The organism is Sanguibacter sp. Leaf3, from assembly GCF_001425965.1.
GTDB lineage: Bacteria > Actinomycetota > Actinomycetes > Actinomycetales > Cellulomonadaceae > Sanguibacter > Sanguibacter inulinus.
Window position 1 is genome coordinate 354,467 of sequence record NZ_LMRH01000001.1, and the last position, 16,598, is coordinate 371,064.

The following is a 16,598-nucleotide window of genomic DNA, read 5'->3' on the forward strand; positions in this document are numbered from 1 at the left end:
AAGGCGTGGAGGAGCCCTCCTGCTGTGCTGAGTCCCACACTCTGGACGCCCTCGCGGCGCGGTCCGGAGCGGCAGAATGGTGGGATGACGACGAGCACCAGCCCCGCGCCGGGCGACGCGGGCAGCACCGCGACGCCGAGCCCCCGCGATCTCTGGGTCGCGTGGCGCGCCGAGCGCGACGCCGGCCTGGCCGAGCACCACGGCTGGCTGACGCTCACCGCACTCCACCAGCTCACCGACGTCCCGACGGCCTACGCCCAGCTCCCGGGGCGCTGGTGGGCGGACCGCCACGGCATCCACGTCGAGGTCACGGCCGCCGACGGTCTGCGCGCGGGCGACACGAGCGCCGGGCGCGCAGTCGAGGACGAGCCCTTCGAGGGTGTCCACTCCGTCGACGTGTCCACGGCCGGCTCGACCATCGCCGCGATCGTCCCCGGCGACGTCGCCGTCGAGGCGGGCATCCGCAGCGGTCGACCGATCCTGCGGGTCCGCGACCCCCGTGCGCCCATGGCCACAGGCTTCACAGGCGTGCCGACCTTCGACTACGACCCGTCCTGGGTGCTCGAGGCCCCGGTCCGCTGGTACGCGCAGCCCGAGCCCGCCGTCGTCGGCGCAGCCCAGCCCGGCTTCAGCCACGAGGTCACCGTCACCGGCGAGGTCGACCTCGCCCGCGACGGCCAGAGCGTCACCCTGCGCCTCGTCGGAGACGCACCCGGCAGCGCCTCGCTGCTGTTCACCGACACGTCGGAGGAGACCCCCGCCTGGCGCTCGCTGACCGTCGACACCGCAGGCGAGACCGAGGGCACCGTCGTGCTCGACCTCAACCGTGCCTACGACATGCCGTGCGCCTTCAGCGACTTCGGCACCTGCCCGCAGCCCGTCGAGGGCAACGACGTGCCCTTCGCCGTCACCGCAGGGGAGTGTCGCGTCCGATGAGCACCGACAGCGTGATCGCCGGCGGCCGCCTGGACGGCCCGCACCACGGGTTCGAGGTCCGCTCGGTCCACATGAGCGACGCCCTGGTCCAGCCCCTCCTCGACGACCTCGAGCGCACCTACCTGCGCCTCTACGCGTCGCTCCTCGGCGAAGAGGTCCTGCGCGAGGAGATGGCCCACTACAGCCCCGAAGAGTTCGTGGCCCCCGACGGCGACTTCGTCCTGGTCCTCGACGACGGTGTCCCCGTCGCGGGCGGCGCGTTCCGCCTCTCGGTCGAGCCCGAGCTCGGTGACCCGAGGTTCTCCCTGTACCCGGAGGCCGAGCGCGGCACCGACGGGCGCACGGTCGCACCGACGGCCGAGCTCAAGCGAATCTGGACCCACGACCAGCACCGTCGCCGCGGCCTGGCCCGCATCGTGCTCACCGAGCTCGAGGACCGTGCCGCCGCTGCGGGGTACAGCCGCATCTACCTCACGACAGGGTCACGCCAGCCCGAGGCCGTCGGGCTCTACCTGCGGACCGGGTACACCGCGCTCTTCGACACCCACGTGGTGCGCACAGACGCAGACGGCCCGCTCGCCTTCGAGAAGTGGATGCTCCCACCGGTCTGACCGGGCTTGGCGCAGGTCGTCGACCGAGACGCTCGCGGACGAGGCGCCTGCCGACCGGCTCAGGCCCCCCCACGGACTGCCCGCCTGCTCCGGGGTCCGTCGGTCTGCCCGCGGAGCACCGGTCCCCACACGGGCGCGCTCGTGCGGTGGATCTCAGCCGACGGTCTTGCGGAGGATCTCCATGCGCAGGTCGTCGCGCTGGGGCAGCCCGAAGCGCTCGTCGCCGTAGGGGAAGGCCTTGTGCTCGCCGGTGCGGGTGTACCCGCGGCGCTCGTAGAAGGCGAGCAGCTCGGTACGCGCGTCGAGCACAGTCATCTCGACCGTGGTGACGCCCCACTCGGCGGCCATGAACCTCTCCGCCTCCGCGATGATCTCCTTGCCGAGGCCCTGACCCTGGCCGCTCGGGCGCACGCAGAACATGCCGAGATACCCGGTCGTCGGACCTGTGCGGCGCACGTGCACGCATCCGTCGACAGCGTGGTCCGAGCCGTCGAGGTGAGCGGCCAGCACGACGCTGTCGGGGGCGCGCAGGTCGGCGAGCAGCAGCACGGCGTCGATCCGCTGCCCCTCGAGCAGGTCCGCCTCGGTGGTCCAGCCCTGGCGGCTCGAGTCCCCCCGATAGGCGGAGGTGACGAGGTCGACGAGGTCTGCGACGTCGTCTTCGGTCGCGCGGCGGAAGGTCAGCGTGGGCACCCGACCGACCTTACCCGCGAGGTCGGGCCGTAGGCAGACGCATGGGAAGACGCGTGGGCCGGCGCGTGGGCAGGGCCGTCCGCACGTGCTCGAGCGGGCCTCTCCGAGGTGTCTGTCCACCGGCCGAAAGGCCCCCCTGAGCACTCCCGCGCCGGGGGTACTCTGGCGACGCCAACTGGCACCCGCGTCCCAGATCCGCCGTCCGCGGCGCTCGACGAAGGAGAACCACCTGATGGAAGGCCAGCTCGCGCCCGTGTTCGACGAGGTCCTGCGACGCAACCCCGGCGAGGTCGAGTTCCACCAGGCGGTCCGTGAGGTCTTCGACTCTCTCGCCCCGGTCCTCGCGAAGAACCCGCAGTACGCCGACGCCGCCGTGCTCGAGCGGATCTGCGAGCCCGAGCGCCAGATCATCTTCCGGGTGCCGTGGGTCGACGACTCGAACCGCGTGCAGATCAACCGCGGCTTCCGCGTCGAGTTCAACTCGGCCCTCGGCCCGTTCAAGGGCGGTCTGCGCTTCCACCCGTCGGTCTACCTGGGCATCGTGAAGTTCCTGGGCTTCGAGCAGGTGTTCAAGAACTCCCTCACCGGCATGCCGATCGGCGGCGGCAAGGGCGGCTCCGACTTCGACCCGCGCGGGCGTTCCGACGGCGAGGTCATGCGGTTCTGCCAGTCCTTCATGACCGAGCTGTACAGGCACATCGGGGAGTACACCGACGTGCCGGCCGGTGACATCGGTGTCGGCGGTCGCGAGATCGGCTACCTCTTCGGCCAGTACAAGCGGATCACCAACCGCTACGAGTCCGGTGTCCTCACCGGCAAGGGCATCAGCTGGGGCGGGTCGCTCGTGCGCACCGAGGCCACGGGCTACGGCACCGTGATGTTCGCCCGCGAGATGCTCAAGACCAGGGGCCTCGAGCTCGAGGGCCAGCGTGTCGTCGTCTCCGGCTCGGGCAACGTCGCGATCTACGCGATCCAGAAGGCCCAGCAGCTCGGGGCGAAGGTCGTCGCCTTCTCGGACTCGACCGGCTACGTGCTCGACGAGGCCGGGGTCGACCTCGACCTGCTCCGCCAGATCAAGGAGGTCGAGCGCGGACGCGTCGACCTCTACGTCGAGCGCCGCGGCTCCGCGAAGCTCGTGACCGGCGGCAGCATCTGGGACGTCCCGGCGACCGTCGCCCTGCCGTGCGCCACGCAGAACGAGCTCGACGGCGACGCCGCGCGCACCCTGCTGGCCAACGGTGTCCTCGCCGTGGCCGAGGGCGCCAACATGCCCACGACCCCTGACGCCGTCGCGGCCTTCCAGGACGCAGGCGTGCTCTTCGCACCCGGCAAGGCCGCCAACGCCGGCGGCGTGGCGACCTCCGCCCTCGAGATGCAGCAGAATGCCAGCCGTGACTCCTGGACCTTCGAGCACACCGAAGACCGCCTCGAGGCCATCATGACCGGGATCCACGACCGCTGCGCCGCGACGGCCGACACCTACGACCGTCCGGGCAACTACGTCGCGGGCGCGAACATCGCCGGCTTCACCAAGGTCGCCGACGCGATGATCGCCCTCGGCGTGGTCTGAGGCGACCGGCAGACTTTTCGAGAGGTCCGCCTCTCGACCCCCGGTCTGCCTCGTCGGCTACCAGGTGCCCGCAGCTGGGGAGCGCACGCTCTCCAGCTGCGGGCATCGTGCGTCGGCGTCGAGAGACCGTCGAGGTCGCAGGCCTGTCCGGCGAGACCGGGATGGTCGGCTGTGCCTCCCTGTCTCCACCGGGTGCATCCTGCGCAGGTCGTCGTACAGTCGGTGGGTGCCGTCACGTCATCTCCGGCTGGACCTCCCGGCGTCGACCGTCCCCGAGCGGGTGCGGGTCGCCTTCGCGCGGCTGCGCTCTGAGCTCTCGATCCCCGAGGGCTTCCCGCCCGAGGTGCTCGATGAGGCGCGAGCCAGCGCCCTCCGCGACGACTACGCGGCCGAGCGCCTCGACCTGCGGGACCTCCCCTTCGTGACGATCGACCCGCCAGGCTCCAAGGACCTCGACCAGGCCGTGCACCTGAGCCGGTCCGGCGCGGGCGGGTACGTGGTCGACTACGCGATCGCCGACGTCGGCCGCATCGTCCAGGCCGGCGGTGCCGTCGACACCGAGGCCCAGCTGCGCGGCGTGACCTTCTACGCTCCCGACGGCCGCACCCCGCTGCACCCTCCCGTCCTCTCCGAGGACTCCGCGAGCCTGCTGCCCGGCGTCGACAGGGCCGCCGCAGCCTGGCGGATCGAGCTCGACGAGCGCGGAGAGATCCTCGACGTCACGGTCAGGCGTGCGCTGGTCAGGTCCCGCGCACAGCTGACCTACACCGAGGTCCAGGACGCCCTCGACGCCGGGACCGCCGACGAGGTCCTCGTCCTGCTGCGCGAGGTCGGCGCGCTGCGCGAGGCTCGCGAGCGTGACCGCGGCGGTGTGTCGATCGACGTGCCCGAGCAGAACGTGACGCTCCACGACGACGGCACCTACAGCATCGAGCTGCGCTCGGTCCTGCCCGCGGAGGGCTGGAACGCCCAGATCTCCCTCCTCACCGGGATCGCGGCGGCCTCGCTCATGCGTGCTGGCGAGATCGGCATCTTGCGCACCCTCCCCGCGAGCGACCCGCGTGACGTCGAGAGGCTGCGTCGCACGGCGCTGGCCATCGGCATCGACTGGCCCGCCGAGGTTCCCTACGCGGAGCTGCTCGGCACCCTCGACTCGCGCATCCCGCAGGACGCGGCCTTCCTCAACGAGGCGACGTCGCTGTTCCGCGGCGCCGGCTATCTCGCCTTCCAGGGGCCGGTCCCCGAAGGTTCCGAGCACGCCGCGATCGCGGCCGAGTACAGCCACGTCACGGCCCCGCTGCGGCGGCTCGTCGACAGGTACACGACCGAGATCTGCCTCGCGCTGTCCTCGGGCGGCGGGGCGGCGGCCGTGCCGTCGTGGGTCGTCGACGCCTTCGACGACCTCCCCAAGACCATGTCCCGCTCGGGCCAGCGCGCCTCGTCCTTCGAGCGGGCGAGCATCGACATCGTCGAGGCCGCGCTGCTGACGGGGGCGGTCGGGCAGACCTTCCGCGGGGTCGTGGTCGACGTCGACGCGAAAGACCCGCGCAAGGGGCTCGTCGTCGTCGACGACCCGGCAGTCCGGGGTACTGTCACGAGCGGCTCGCGCGACCTCCCCCTCGGGGAGTCTGTCGAGGTCGAGCTGACCGAGGTCTCGATCGAGGACCGCAAGATCAGGTTCTCCTACGAAGGGTGACGCATGGCAGTCCGACGCCGCACCGACCCCGCGGTGGGCCGCACCGCTGTGGCGTCGTGGCGATCAGGTGACGCAGCACGGGCGACCGTGACCACAGCTGTGAGGTTCACCCTCGAGGAGATCGCCGACGTGGCTCCCGGGCACGCCGTCGAGGTGCGGGTGCCGCCGTGGGGCGCCGTCCAGTGCGTCGAGGGCCCACGGCACACCCGCGGCACACCGCCGAACGTCGTCGAGACCGATCCTGAGACGTGGCTCGGTCTTGCGTGCGGTCTCGTCTCGTGGCACGACGCCGTGACCGACGGCCGGGTGAGCGCCTCGGGCGACCGCGCCGACATCTCGCACCTGCTCCCGCTCCAGGCGGTCCGCGACAGGTCGTAGTCCCCAGCTGCCCGGGGTGGCGAGGACGTCGACGCGACGAAGGTCTGCGGCGAGCAGGTCCCTCCCGGATCACCGCTGCCGTGCCCGGCTCCCAGGTGCTCCGTCCCACAGCGTGCGGCTCGAGCGGCGGTCAGGGCATCATGGCCTGGTCACCACACCGGACGGGGAGAACATGAGACTGGCACGCGGCGCGAACACCACCCTGGGCTCGACGGACCTCAGCATCGCGGTCTCGGGCGCCCAGACCGGGACCGTCGACCTCATGGCCTTCCAGCTGACCGACGCCGGGCGGGTCCGTGGTGACCACGACCTCGTGTTCTTCAACCAGCCCGCCTCGGTCGAGGGTGCCCTGCGCCTGGTCGCGGGGGACCGGCTGACCCTGTCGCTCGCAGGTGTCCCGCAGGACGTCGCGACCGTCGCCGTCGCCGTGGCGCTCGACGAGGGGACCTCAGGGTCGCTCGCCGCGATCGACGGGCTCGGTGTCAGCGTCCAGGCCGGCGCCGAGACTCTCGAGTGCCCCGTCGAGGGGCTGACGACCGAGCGTGCCGTCGTGCTGCTCGAGGTCTACAGGCGCCAGGGTGCGTGGAAGCTGCGCAACGTGAGTGCCGGCTGGGACGGCGGGCTGGCCGATCTCGTCCGTGAGCACGGGGTGAGCGTCGACGACGAGGTGCCCGAGGCTGTCGCCCCGCAGGTGCCGGTGGCTGACACCCCGCAGGTGCCCGAGGCGACGAGCGCCGCCGCGGGCCCAGCGCCCTCGCAGCCCGTCGCACCGCCACCCGCCCAGGTCCACCCGCCCCTGACGACGTCCCCCACGTCGCCCCCGCCCGCACCCCCCGCGCCTGCAGTGCCCGCCACGCCCGACGGCGTCCGCAGCGTGCCGGGGGAGCAGCGCCTCTCCTTCGAGAAGCGTCAGCGCCTCGACCTGCGCAAGCGCGAGGTGGCCAAGGTCCTGCTGACCAAGGGCGCCCCGACAGCCCGCGCCAGGGTCGTGATGGTCATCGACAAGACCGGCTCGATGCGCCGCCAGTACTCGACGCGAGTGGTGCACCGTGTGGTCGAGCGCATGATCCCGGTGGCCATCCAGCTCGACGACGACGGCAGCCTCGAGGCCTACCTCTACGGCAGCTCCTTCGCCAGGCTCCCCGACGTCACGGTCGAGCAGGCCGACGAGTGGTCCGACACCTTCCTGCACCTCGACGGCACCCACGGCGGCATCAGCTACCGCCGCATCGGCGGGTACAACGACGAGATCCCGATCATGTCCGAGGTGCTCTCGACCCTCCGGCAGCGCGACCCCATGCCGACCCTCGTGCTCTTCTTCACCGACGGCGGCTTCTCCCAGCGCGGTCCCATCACCGAGCTGGTCCGGCAGGCGTCGGGGCTGCCGGCCTTCTGGCAGTTCGTCGGGATCGGCCGGGCCAACTACGGGCTGCTCACGGCGCTCGACGAGCTCGAGGGCCGGGTGGTCGACAACGTCGGCTTCTTCGAGCTCGACGACATCGACGCCGTGGCGGACTCCGAGCTCTACGCCCGCCTGCTGGGCGAGTTCCCCGACTGGCTGCGTGCGGCCCATGCGGCCGGGATCGTCGGTGGCTGAGCGCGGCCGACGACGTACCCTGGGACTGTGAGCTCCACTCCCTCCCAGCCCGAGCCGTCCACCCCCGACGAGGTCTCTGCGACGCCGCAGGACGCAGCGACCCCGGCCGACGACCCGCACGACGCCCCCGTGGCGATCCCGGCCGAGGGGCCGCTCACGGACGAGCAGATCGCCGCGATCGCCGCGTCGGCCCAGCCGGCGACCATCCGACGCGCACCGCGCTACCGCGCCTTCTTCTGGACGGGTGCGCTGCTCGGCATCGTCCTGGGGGTCGCGCTCGGTCTCTGGGTGTCGTCGGAGAACCTCGTGAACCGGTGGATCTACGTCCTCGTCACGACCCTGGGCACCACGCTGGTCACCGTCCTGCTCGCCGGGGCCTGCGCGGTCTGGGTCGACCGCCGCGGCGCGGCGAAGGTCGCGAAGCAGCGCAGGGGACCTGCCGGAGCCTGACGTGCTGCGTCACCTGCGCGCTCGCCCAGCCGTCTCATCCGTCGGCGACCGACCTGTGTCGACCCCCGTCTCTGTGGGACACTAGAGCCGTGGCCCCCCGCGGAGATGGACTTCTGAACCACGACCTCATGCCTGGCGAGAAAGGCCCCCAGGACGCTTGCGGCGTCTTCGGTGTCTGGGCTCCCGGTGAAGAGGTCGCCAAGCTTGCCTACTTCGGTCTGTACGCGTTGCAGCACCGAGGGCAAGAATCGGCCGGCATCGCGACCAGCAACGGTCAGCAGATCCTGGTCTACAAGGACATGGGACTCGTCTCCCAGGTGTTCGACGAGACGGCGCTCAACGCCCTGACCGGTCACATCGCGGTCGGGCACTGCCGGTACTCGACCACCGGCGGCGTGACGTGGGAGAACGCCCAGCCGACCCTCGGCGCGACGGCCGCAGGCACCGTCGCCCTCGGGCACAACGGCAACCTCGTCAACAGCGCCGAGCTCGTCGATCTCGTGGCCGAGCGCTACGGCGCACAGCGCCGCGGCGAGCTCGCCCGCGGCAACACGACCGACACCGCCCTGGTCACCGCGCTGCTCGCCGGCGACGCCGACCACACGCTCGAGCAGACCGCGATGGAGGTCCTCCCGCGGCTGCGCGGCGCCTTCAGCCTCGTGTTCATGGACGAGAAGACCCTCTACGCGGCGCGCGACCCCCAGGGTGTCCGCCCGCTCGTCCTCGGCCGCCTCGACCGCGGCTGGGTCGTCGCGAGCGAGACCCCCGCCCTCGACATCGTCGGGGCGAGCTTCGTCCGCGAGGTCGAGCCCGGCGAGCTCATCGCGATCGACGCCGACGGCCTCCGCTCGCAGAAGTTCGCCACGCCCGAGCGTGCCGGCTGCGTCTTCGAGTACGTGTACCTGGCTCGCCCGGACACGAGCATCAAGGGCCGCTCCGTGCACGCAGCGCGTGTCGAGATGGGCCGTGAGCTCGCCCGCGAGCACCCCGTCGAGGCCGACCTCGTCATCCCCGTCCCGGAGTCCGGCACCCCGGCCGCGGTCGGGTACGCGCAGGAGTCCGGCATCCCCTTCGGCCAGGGCCTCATGAAGAACGCCTACGTCGGGCGCACCTTCATCCAGCCTTCTGACACCCTGCGCCAGCTGGGCATCCGGCTCAAGCTCAACCCGCTGCGCGACGTCATCAAGGGCAAGCGCCTCGTGGTCGTCGACGACTCGATCGTCCGCGGCAACACCCAGCGTGCGCTCATCCGGATGCTCCGCGAGGCCGGTGCCGCCGAGATCCACGTGCGCATCAGCTCCCCGCCCGTGAAGTGGCCGTGCTTCTACGGCATCGACTTCGCCTCGCGGGCCGAGCTCATCGCCAACGGCCTGAGCCCGGCCGAGGTCGGCCAGTCCCTCGGGGCGGACACCCTCGGGTACATCTCGGAAGAGGGCATGATCGCCGCGACCGAGCAGCCGAAGTCCCAGCTGTGCACGGCCTGCTTCTCGGGGACCTACCCGATCGAGCTCCCGGACGCCGCGCGTCTGGGCAAGAACCTCCTCGAGCAGGCCGAGCTGCCGCTCGGCGCGCCTGAGGACGGGCTGTCGAATCTCACGGTGTCGGCGGGAGGCGCCGGGGCGCTCCAGCACCCCTGACGCTCTGCCAGCACCGCCAGACCCCCGCACCACGTAGCCGTCTGCTCGACCAGCACCAGGTCCGCACACCACCACAGGGACCGTCAGCAGCGACCCGCGCCAACCACAGGAGTCATCGAAGTGTCTGAAGGCATCACCTACGCAGCCGCCGGCGTCGACACGGCGGCAGGTGACCGTGCCGTCGAGCTGATGAAGTCGGCTGTGGCCCGCACGCACGGCCCGCAGGTCCTCGGCGGGGTCGGCGGCTTCGCCGGGCTCTTCGACGTCTCGATGCTCAAGGCCTACGACCGCCCGCTGCTCGCCTCCTCGACCGACGGCGTCGGCACCAAGGTCGCGATCGCCCAGGCGCTCGACATCCACGACACGATCGGCTTCGACCTCGTCGGCATGGTCGTCGACGACATCGTCGTCTGCGGCGCCGAGCCGCTGGTCATGACCGACTACATCGCGACGGGCAAGGTCGTCCCCGAGCGGATCGCGGACATCGTGCGTGGCATCGCCGCGGCCTGCGAGGTCGCGGGGACCGCGCTCGTCGGCGGGGAGACCGCCGAGCACCCCGGGCTCCTCGGGCCGCACGAGTACGACGTCGCCGGCGCAGCCGTCGGTGTCGTCGAGGCTGCCGACCTGCTCGGCCCGGAGAAGGTCCGGACGGGCGACGTCGTCATCGCGCTGGCCTCCTCTGGCCTGCACTCCAACGGCTACTCCCTCGTCCGAGCCGTCATCAACCACGCGGGCTGGACGCTCGACCGCCACGTCGAAGAGTTCGGCCGCACCCTCGGTGAAGAGCTGCTCGAGCCGACCCGCGTCTACGCGAGCGACTGCCTGGCCCTGGCCCGCGACGCCGGCGCGCAGGTGCACGCCTACTCCCACGTCACCGGTGGTGGTCTCGCGGCGAACCTGGCGCGTGTCCTCCCGAAGGGCCTGTCCGCCTCGGTAGACCGTGCCAGCTGGACCGTCCCGGCGGTCTTCGACGTCGTGCGCGGCCTCGGTCAGGTGCCGTGGGGCGACCTCGAGAACACGCTCAACCTCGGTGTCGGCATGGTCGCCGTCGTCGGGGCCGACGGTGCCGACGCCGCACTGGCCCGCCTCGCGGCTCTCGGAGTCCCAGCCTGGACGCTCGGTGTCGTGACGGAGGACGACGGCGCGACGGGCGAGGGCATCGTCCGCGGTGCCAAGGGCGTCGACGGGGGAGCGGTCAGGCTCCACGGCGAGTACAGGGCCTGAGCAGGACGACGCAGCGCGTCCTCGGCCAGGACGTCGACGACTGTCCCCTGCCGGGGACGGAGGCGCGACGCAACGCTTGAAGAGCTCAGAGCGCCGCACGACCACCGTCGTGCGGCGCTCTCTGCTTGGGTGCCCCTGCGTGAGTGCCTCTGCGTGAGTGCCTCTGCCCCGGGGTAGACGACGAGCAGCGCACCCCGGTGCTGGACCAGGCTGCGCTGCTCGGGAGACGACGAGAGACGGCGCCGACGAGCCGGCGCTCAGAGAGCGTCGAGTCGTACGGGGCGTCTGCTCAGACGAGGGGTGAGGCGACAGATGACGCCGAGGTCACCTGTCGTCGGACCAGTCCGCGTACGGTTCACGGTCCTCGAGATCGTCGGACCTGCTCGCGCTGTGGCGAGAGTCCGTAGCGAGATCGGTTCCGCCATGACCAGTGAGCTCTTGTTCGAGAGCCTTGTAGTTCGTGTCGGGAGAGTAGTACTTCAGCTCCCGAGCGACCTTGGTCTGCTTTGCCTTCTGACGGCCGCGGCCCATGGCTCCGACCCCCTCAACGTAGAAGCGGGGCGGCTGGCGTCAGAAGACGTGCGGCCCCGGGGTGTGTTTCGTCTGTTCGTGGGTTAACGGTACATGCTCGCGGGGCGGTTGGACCACTCAGAGCGCGGGCGGGCACCGTCACGACGGGCATCTGTGGCTACCGTCACGCTCCGTGCAGACGGGCCCAGTCTGAGCAACTCGGTCATCCGCTCCTTTTTCACCCCGGCTGGCGGCTGGCACGAATCGCCCGTAGGGTGATAATAGATGAAACGGCTAGGGCTGATCGATGAGTTCCCTCCCCCCGGGACCAGCCTGTGCCACAGAGAGGTGCATCATGTTGAGCAACCGTGGAGAGCAGGAAGTCCTCCTCACGCCGGCTGAGGTCGCGAGCCTGTTCCGTGTGGACCCCAAGACGGTCACCCGTTGGGCCAAGGCCGGAAAGCTCTCGTCGATCCGGACCCTCGGTGGCCACCGCCGCTACCGCGAGGCCGAGGTCAAGGGCCTGCTCGCCGACTCCGGCGTCAACATCGGCGAAGAGTCCTGACGCTCGACCGAGCCGTCTGACACCAGAAGTGCCGAGAGGCCCCGTCCGATCATCGGACGGGGCCTCTCGTGCGTCGTGGACGGGTCAGCGGCGGGCGCGCCGGACCACGGCCAGGGCGACCAGCGCGACGACCCCTGCGGCGACGCCCAGGGCGATCTTCGCGTTGCGGGCGCGGGACCCCGGCTGCGCGGGCAGGCCGGCCCCGGTGACGAAGGCGCCGGCGTCGGTCGCGGCCAGCTTTGCCGTCGTGGCGGCGTCGGCGGCGAGGTTCTTCGGGCTGAGCCGGGTCGAGAGCTCGTCGACGGTCGCGGCCAGCTCGGCGCGGGCGCGCAGCACCTCGGCGCTGAGCTCGGCGGCCGACATGCTCGAGGTGTCAGGGGTGCTCGGCTGCTCGCTCATGACTTCAGACCTTCCTTCACGGCGGCGACGTCGTCCTTGATGCTCTTGACGGTGATCTCGGGGGACGGCGGGCTGCCCTTCTTGAGCAGCTTGAGGCCGACGAGTGCGAGGAGGGCCGTGAGGAGGAGCAGCACGACGCCGACGATCAGCGCCGCGAGCCACACCGGGACGACGTTCGACAGCCCGGCGACACCCGCGTAGAGCAGGAAGCCGATGGCGTAGAGCGCGAGGACCGCTCCGACCACCACGAGCGCGATCCCGATCCCGAGGCTCTTGGCCTTGGCCGACAGCTCGGCCTTGGCCGACGCGATCTCGGCCCGGACCAGTCGGCTGAGCTGTTCGCTCAACCGGCCGACGAGGGTCCCGATCGACGTCTGCTCGCTCGAGCTGCCTGGCAGCCCGGAGTCTTTCTGGCTCATCGCCGTCACACCTTCCTGTTGGTCCGCGCGTCGCCTGCCGCGCGTCGCCGCTGCTGCGCCCCTGTGACCAGGGGCCCTGCGCGGCTGATCTCCACCGATCGTACGGCGTGAGCACGTGCGCCGCAGGGCAACAGGCCCTGTCCACTGGTGCGCGGGGATGTGGGGGACGACAGAAAACGCCGCAGACGATGTCTGCGGCGTTCTCGGTGTTCTGGTGGCTCCGACCGGCGTCGATCCGGTGACCTTTCGATTTTCAGTCGAACGCTCTACCAACTGAGCTACAGAGCCTTGACACGGAAGCCCGGCCATATCTCTATGACCGGGCGACCATCATCAAAGCGACCCCGACGGGACTTGAACCCGCGACCTCCGCCGTGACAGGGCGGCGCGCTAACCAACTGCGCTACGGGGCCTTGGATCACGCTGTGACACAAGGTCCTTGCTGCTTCACTACAGTTCGTTGTCCGAACCGTTGAGAATCCTACAGTACTTCTGAGCCCTTCGTGACCACCTCGCGGTGACCCTGTCCTGCTCGTACCCCCAACGGGATTCGAACCCGTGCTACCGCCGTGAAAGGGCAGCGTCCTAGGCCGCTAGACGATGGGGGCCTAGTCGTTGACGCTGCTGATGGCAGAACCACAGACGAACCGTCTAGGACCGTACGAAGCATAGAGCGAGATCGGGCCCGGATGCAAAACACGAGGTCCAGAGGCGGATCTCTGCGGTTTTCGGGGCTTCTCGGCGGGTGTGTGGGGGAGGATGGTCCGCATGGTCGACATGTCGCGAGAAGAGTTCGAAGAGGCCGTCTCGGACGCCCTCGACCAGGTACCGCCCGAGCTCACGGCCCAGATGGACAACGTGGTGATCTTCGTCGAGGACGACGCCCCGCCCGAGCAGCCCGACCTGCTCGGGGTCTACGACGGCGTGCCGCTGACCGAGCGCGACCTCGGGTGGGCCGCCGGGGCGCTGCCGGACCGCATCACGATCTTCCGCAACCCGACCCTGGCGATCTGCGACACGGTCGAGGAGGTCGTCGAGGAGGTCACCGTCACGGTGGTCCACGAGATCGCACACCACTTCGGGATCGACGACGAGCGCCTGCACGAGCTCGGCTGGGCCTAGGCGGAGAGAGCGCCGGACGTCCCTGCCGCGCGCAGCCCCGGAACGGTAGCCTGCGGGTATGACGATTCTGGTGACTGGCGGGGCTGGGTACATCGGCGCACACGTGGTGCGTCTTCTGCAGGAGCGCGGGGACGAGGTCGTCGTCGTCGACGACCTGAGCACCGGAGCCCGCAGCCGTGTCGGTGACGCCACGGTCATCGAGCTCGACGTCGCGTCGGCCGGTGCGCAGGAGGTCCTCGTGGCCGCGCTGCGCGAGCACGAGGTCGACGCTGTCATCCACTTCGCGGCGCGCAAGCAGGTCGGCGAGTCTGTCGCCCGCCCGACGTACTACTACCAGCAGAACGTCGGCGGCCTCACGAACGTCCTCGCAGCGATGGAGGAGGCCGGCGTGCACAAGCTCGTCTTCTCGTCCTCTGCGGCGACCTACGGCATGCCCTCGGTCTCGGTCGTCGAGGAGAAGCTCCACGCCGAGCCCATCAACCCCTACGGCGAGACGAAGCTCGTGGGCGAGTGGATGGGGCGCGCGGCCTCGCGTGCCTGGGGGCTGAAGTTCGTCGCGCTGCGCTACTTCAACGTGGCCGGCTCCGGGTGGGACGACCTGGGCGACCCCGCGGTCCTCAACCTCGTGCCGATGGTCCTCGACCGCATCGAGCGCGGCGAGCAGCCGCGTCTCTTCGGCGACGACTACCCGACGCCCGACGGCACGTGCATCCGTGACTACATCCACGTCCTCGACCTCGCGAAGGCGCACATCGCGGCGCTCCAGTACCTCACGCACGACTCCCAGCCCTTCGACGTGTTCAACGTCGGCACGGGGACAGGTGCGTCCGTGCGCGAGGTCATCGACGGTCTCGCGGCCGTGTCCGGGCTGACCATCGACCCGATCGTCGAGGCGCGCCGCGCGGGCGACCCGCCCCAGCTGGTCGGCTCGCCGGAGCGCATCAACGAGATCCTCGGCTGGCACGCCGAGGCCGGCCTCGAAGAGATCCTCTCGTCGGCGTGGAAGGCCTGGCAGGCCGGTCCGCGTCCGATCGACGTGTGACCTACCGGCACGCCCGGTGACTGAGACCGGCACCGGGGACGGTGCTGCGACCGGCGGACCGAGGGTCTCCTCCGCGGGTGTCAGCCTGCTGCCGCCCGCCGGCTGGGTGGTCGTCGACGACGTCTCGGGGAGCGGGGCGAGGGCTCCCGTGGCCTCGCTCGCTGACGCCTCGGGCCGCCACGTCGCCGCACAGCTGAGCGTGCGCAGGCTCGCACCGCTCGTCTCGGGTGCGCTGAGCGCGTGGGGCGGCGGGCCGTCTGGTGGCCACGAGCCGCTCGTCTCGCTCGGGACGCCTGGCGAGCCTGGATCCTCCGCGGCCGGTGGTGCGCCGTCTGCGGCCGAGGTCGCGCTGGCGACGGCCGCGCAGTCGCGTGTGACGGCAGCCTTCGCCGACGACCCGTCAGCCGTGCTGCTCGACGCCGCCGGGACGACGGTCCGCACGGTCCTCGGCCGGGACGTCCGGGCGGTGCGCCTCGACGTGGTCGAGCACGACATGTCGACCCCCGTCGTGCGCACCTCGGTCCTGGTCGCCTGCATCGACCTGGGCGGCGGCTCGGGCTCGGGGCGCCTCGGCGTGGTCGAGGTCTCTGCGACAGTCCCCGTCGCCCACCACCGTGCTCTGGTCCACGCGATCGAAGCCGCGCTCGCGACACTCCGGGTGCAGGACGAGGTGGTCCCGGCAGACGGTGCGTCCGTGCACGGTGCGTCCGCGTACCCCGGAGGGGGCTCGCCCGACGCCTCATCCCGCGGCGAGGGCGTCAGCGCCGCGTGGACGCGCGAGCTCCCCAGCGGTGAGTCGGCGCGCGAGAGCGCCGGCGCAGCATCGACCCGCGAGCTCGCCAGCGCCCCGTGGACGCGCGAGCTCGACCGCGGCCGGTGGTACGTGCCGCCCGCGGCCTGGCTCGGGGCCGACGAGCTCGACATCTTCGTCCGGGGCTCGCGCCGCCTGGCTCCGGCGCACAGACCTGGCCCGGCGCGGGCGGGGCTGGTCGACGACCGTGGGGTGAGCACCCCGACGGGTGAGCTGGTCCGCAGGGCCGTGCACAGGCCCGACGTCCGCCTGCACGTGCGCGCGGCCGACGTGGTCGACGCCTCGCTCGACGGCAGCGCGTCGATGATCGTCGACAGGGTCGGACCGTGGGCCGTCGTCCGTGCCACGCCACCACCTGTCGCGACCCGCCGCGGTGAGGCTGTCGCCGCGCACCGCTACCTCGAGGTGGTCGACCTCGCTGCGGCCCCTGCCCGGGTCGTGTCGTGGATGGGCACAGGGCCGGGTCGGTCGTCGAGGGTCCCGGACGGGCTCGTCCTGGCGCTCGTCGTCCACAGGTCGGGACAGTCGTGGGCGGGCCCCGCCGGAGAGTCTGTGCTCGTCGAGCGGGGAGCGTCACCGCGCGCGACGTGGCAGCGGGTCCTCGCGGCCCTCGTCTGAGGTCTGACGGCTGGTCTGCCACCCGCCGCGCAGTGCAGCGGCGCGGGCGCTCGACCTACTTGACGAACTTGTTGACGGCCCAGCAGAGCACGACGCCCACGGCGAAGCCGATGCCGACGAACAGGGTGTCGGCCCGCGCCATCGTGATGGCGATGCCGATGCCCGTGCAGATCACCAGCAGCGCACCGCCCAAGAACCAGTTGGCCTGACGGTGGCGGATCTCTTCCTCGTTCACCCCACCAGGGTGCGCCCCCGGTGGGGCCCGGGTCAAAGCGGGCCGGGAGAGTTCTCCCCATCTGTCTCACCCGTCTTCCCAGGGA

18 protein-coding genes and 3 tRNA genes are annotated in these 16,598 nt (G+C 71.2%); 13 read left to right on the forward strand and 8 right to left on the reverse strand.

Annotation, left to right across the window (positions count from 1 at the left end; all coding sequences use genetic code 11):
- Window positions 1-84 precede the first annotated feature (84 nt).
- Together ASG53_RS01595 and ASG53_RS01600 are read left to right on the forward strand one after the other, a co-directional pair.
- On the forward strand, window positions 85-936 hold the full coding sequence (locus ASG53_RS01595) for a DUF1684 domain-containing protein (RefSeq protein ID WP_162246122.1): 852 nt from the start codon (window positions 85-87) through the stop codon (window positions 934-936).
- Window positions 933-1,547, forward strand: a complete 615-nt coding sequence (locus tag ASG53_RS01600; RefSeq protein WP_056130472.1) for a GNAT family N-acetyltransferase — start codon at window positions 933-935, stop codon at window positions 1,545-1,547. The genes ASG53_RS01595 and ASG53_RS01600 overlap by 4 nt, the downstream gene beginning before the upstream one ends.
- Window positions 1,548-1,700: 153 nt before the next feature.
- Here the strand turns inward: ASG53_RS01600 and ASG53_RS01605 are convergent, their stop codons facing one another.
- Entirely contained in the window at window positions 1,701-2,240 is a 540-nt protein-coding gene (locus tag ASG53_RS01605) for a GNAT family N-acetyltransferase (RefSeq protein ID WP_056127565.1), read from the reverse strand.
- 232 nt (window positions 2,241-2,472) lie between these two features.
- Here ASG53_RS01605 and gdhA point away from each other — a divergent pair, with 232 nt between their 5' ends.
- The 7 genes from gdhA to purM all read left to right on the forward strand — a co-directional run bounded on the left by gdhA (window position 2,473) and on the right by purM (window position 10,792).
- Window positions 2,473-3,810, forward strand: coding sequence for an NADP-specific glutamate dehydrogenase (gene gdhA / locus ASG53_RS01610; protein WP_056127567.1), 1,338 nt, complete (start codon window positions 2,473-2,475; stop codon window positions 3,808-3,810).
- 226 nt (window positions 3,811-4,036) lie between these two features.
- Complete coding sequence (locus tag ASG53_RS01615) at window positions 4,037-5,506, forward strand: RNB domain-containing ribonuclease (RefSeq protein WP_056127569.1); 1,470 nt, start codon at window positions 4,037-4,039, stop codon at window positions 5,504-5,506.
- Between the two features lie 3 nt (window positions 5,507-5,509).
- Complete coding sequence (locus ASG53_RS01620) at window positions 5,510-5,884, forward strand: sterol carrier family protein (RefSeq protein WP_056127572.1); 375 nt, start codon at window positions 5,510-5,512, stop codon at window positions 5,882-5,884.
- 172 nt (window positions 5,885-6,056) lie between these two features.
- Window positions 6,057-7,481, forward strand: a complete 1,425-nt coding sequence (locus ASG53_RS01625; RefSeq protein ID WP_056127575.1) for a VWA domain-containing protein — start codon at window positions 6,057-6,059, stop codon at window positions 7,479-7,481.
- Window positions 7,482-7,508: 27 nt separating this feature from the next.
- The gene (locus tag ASG53_RS01630; RefSeq protein WP_056127578.1) at window positions 7,509-7,931 is read left to right on the forward strand and encodes a hypothetical protein; all 423 of its coding nucleotides are present in this window, start codon (window positions 7,509-7,511) and stop codon (window positions 7,929-7,931) included.
- A gap of 89 nt (window positions 7,932-8,020) precedes the next feature.
- Window positions 8,021-9,568, forward strand: a complete 1,548-nt coding sequence (purF, locus tag ASG53_RS01635) for an amidophosphoribosyltransferase (protein ID WP_056127580.1) — start codon at window positions 8,021-8,023, stop codon at window positions 9,566-9,568.
- Between the two features lie 120 nt (window positions 9,569-9,688).
- Complete coding sequence (purM, locus tag ASG53_RS01640; protein ID WP_056127583.1) at window positions 9,689-10,792, forward strand: phosphoribosylformylglycinamidine cyclo-ligase; 1,104 nt, start codon at window positions 9,689-9,691, stop codon at window positions 10,790-10,792.
- A 324-nt stretch (window positions 10,793-11,116) separates the two neighbouring features.
- On the opposite strand, the gene ASG53_RS01645 is transcribed toward purM, so the two are convergent.
- Window positions 11,117-11,323 carry a DUF3073 domain-containing protein gene (locus ASG53_RS01645; protein WP_056127585.1) on the reverse strand — a complete coding sequence of 69 codons (207 nt, stop codon included), beginning with the start codon at window positions 11,321-11,323 and terminating at the stop codon, window positions 11,117-11,119.
- A 334-nt stretch (window positions 11,324-11,657) separates the two neighbouring features.
- On the opposite strand from ASG53_RS01645, the gene ASG53_RS01650 reads away from it, so the two are divergent.
- Window positions 11,658-11,867, forward strand: coding sequence for a BldC family transcriptional regulator (locus ASG53_RS01650; protein ID WP_056127588.1), 210 nt, complete (start codon window positions 11,658-11,660; stop codon window positions 11,865-11,867).
- A gap of 84 nt (window positions 11,868-11,951) precedes the next feature.
- Here the strand turns inward: ASG53_RS01650 and ASG53_RS01655 are convergent, their stop codons facing one another.
- From ASG53_RS01655 to ASG53_RS01675, 5 genes are all read right to left on the reverse strand, one after another.
- Window positions 11,952-12,266, reverse strand: coding sequence for a DUF3618 domain-containing protein (locus ASG53_RS01655; RefSeq protein ID WP_056127590.1), 315 nt, complete (start codon window positions 12,264-12,266; stop codon window positions 11,952-11,954).
- The gene (locus ASG53_RS01660; RefSeq protein WP_056127594.1) at window positions 12,263-12,685 is read right to left on the reverse strand and encodes a phage holin family protein; all 423 of its coding nucleotides are present in this window, start codon (window positions 12,683-12,685) and stop codon (window positions 12,263-12,265) included. Before ASG53_RS01660 ends, ASG53_RS01655 begins: the two co-directional genes overlap by 4 nt.
- 212 nt (window positions 12,686-12,897) lie before the next feature.
- A tRNA-Phe gene (locus tag ASG53_RS01665) sits at window positions 12,898-12,973 on the reverse strand.
- Window positions 12,974-13,024: 51 nt separating this feature from the next.
- Window positions 13,025-13,098, reverse strand: a tRNA-Asp gene (locus tag ASG53_RS01670).
- Between the two features lie 122 nt (window positions 13,099-13,220).
- A tRNA-Glu gene (locus ASG53_RS01675) sits at window positions 13,221-13,293 on the reverse strand.
- A 151-nt stretch (window positions 13,294-13,444) separates the two neighbouring features.
- Here ASG53_RS01675 and ASG53_RS01680 point away from each other — a divergent pair.
- The 3 genes from ASG53_RS01680 to ASG53_RS01690 are packed head-to-tail and all read left to right on the forward strand — an operon-like array spanning window position 13,445 to window position 16,278.
- On the forward strand, window positions 13,445-13,807 hold the full coding sequence (locus tag ASG53_RS01680; RefSeq protein WP_082543708.1) for a metallopeptidase family protein: 363 nt from the start codon (window positions 13,445-13,447) through the stop codon (window positions 13,805-13,807).
- Between the two features lie 58 nt (window positions 13,808-13,865).
- On the forward strand, window positions 13,866-14,849 hold the full coding sequence (gene galE, locus ASG53_RS01685; RefSeq protein WP_056127598.1) for a UDP-glucose 4-epimerase GalE: 984 nt from the start codon (window positions 13,866-13,868) through the stop codon (window positions 14,847-14,849).
- Window positions 14,850-14,865: 16 nt separating this feature from the next.
- On the forward strand, window positions 14,866-16,278 hold the full coding sequence (locus ASG53_RS01690) for a hypothetical protein (RefSeq protein WP_056127601.1): 1,413 nt from the start codon (window positions 14,866-14,868) through the stop codon (window positions 16,276-16,278).
- A 55-nt stretch (window positions 16,279-16,333) separates the two neighbouring features.
- Here ASG53_RS01690 and ASG53_RS01695 read toward each other — a convergent pair whose 3' ends face one another.
- Window positions 16,334-16,513, reverse strand: a complete 180-nt coding sequence (locus ASG53_RS01695) for a hypothetical protein (RefSeq protein WP_056127603.1) — start codon at window positions 16,511-16,513, stop codon at window positions 16,334-16,336.
- Window positions 16,514-16,598: the final 85 nt, after the last annotated feature.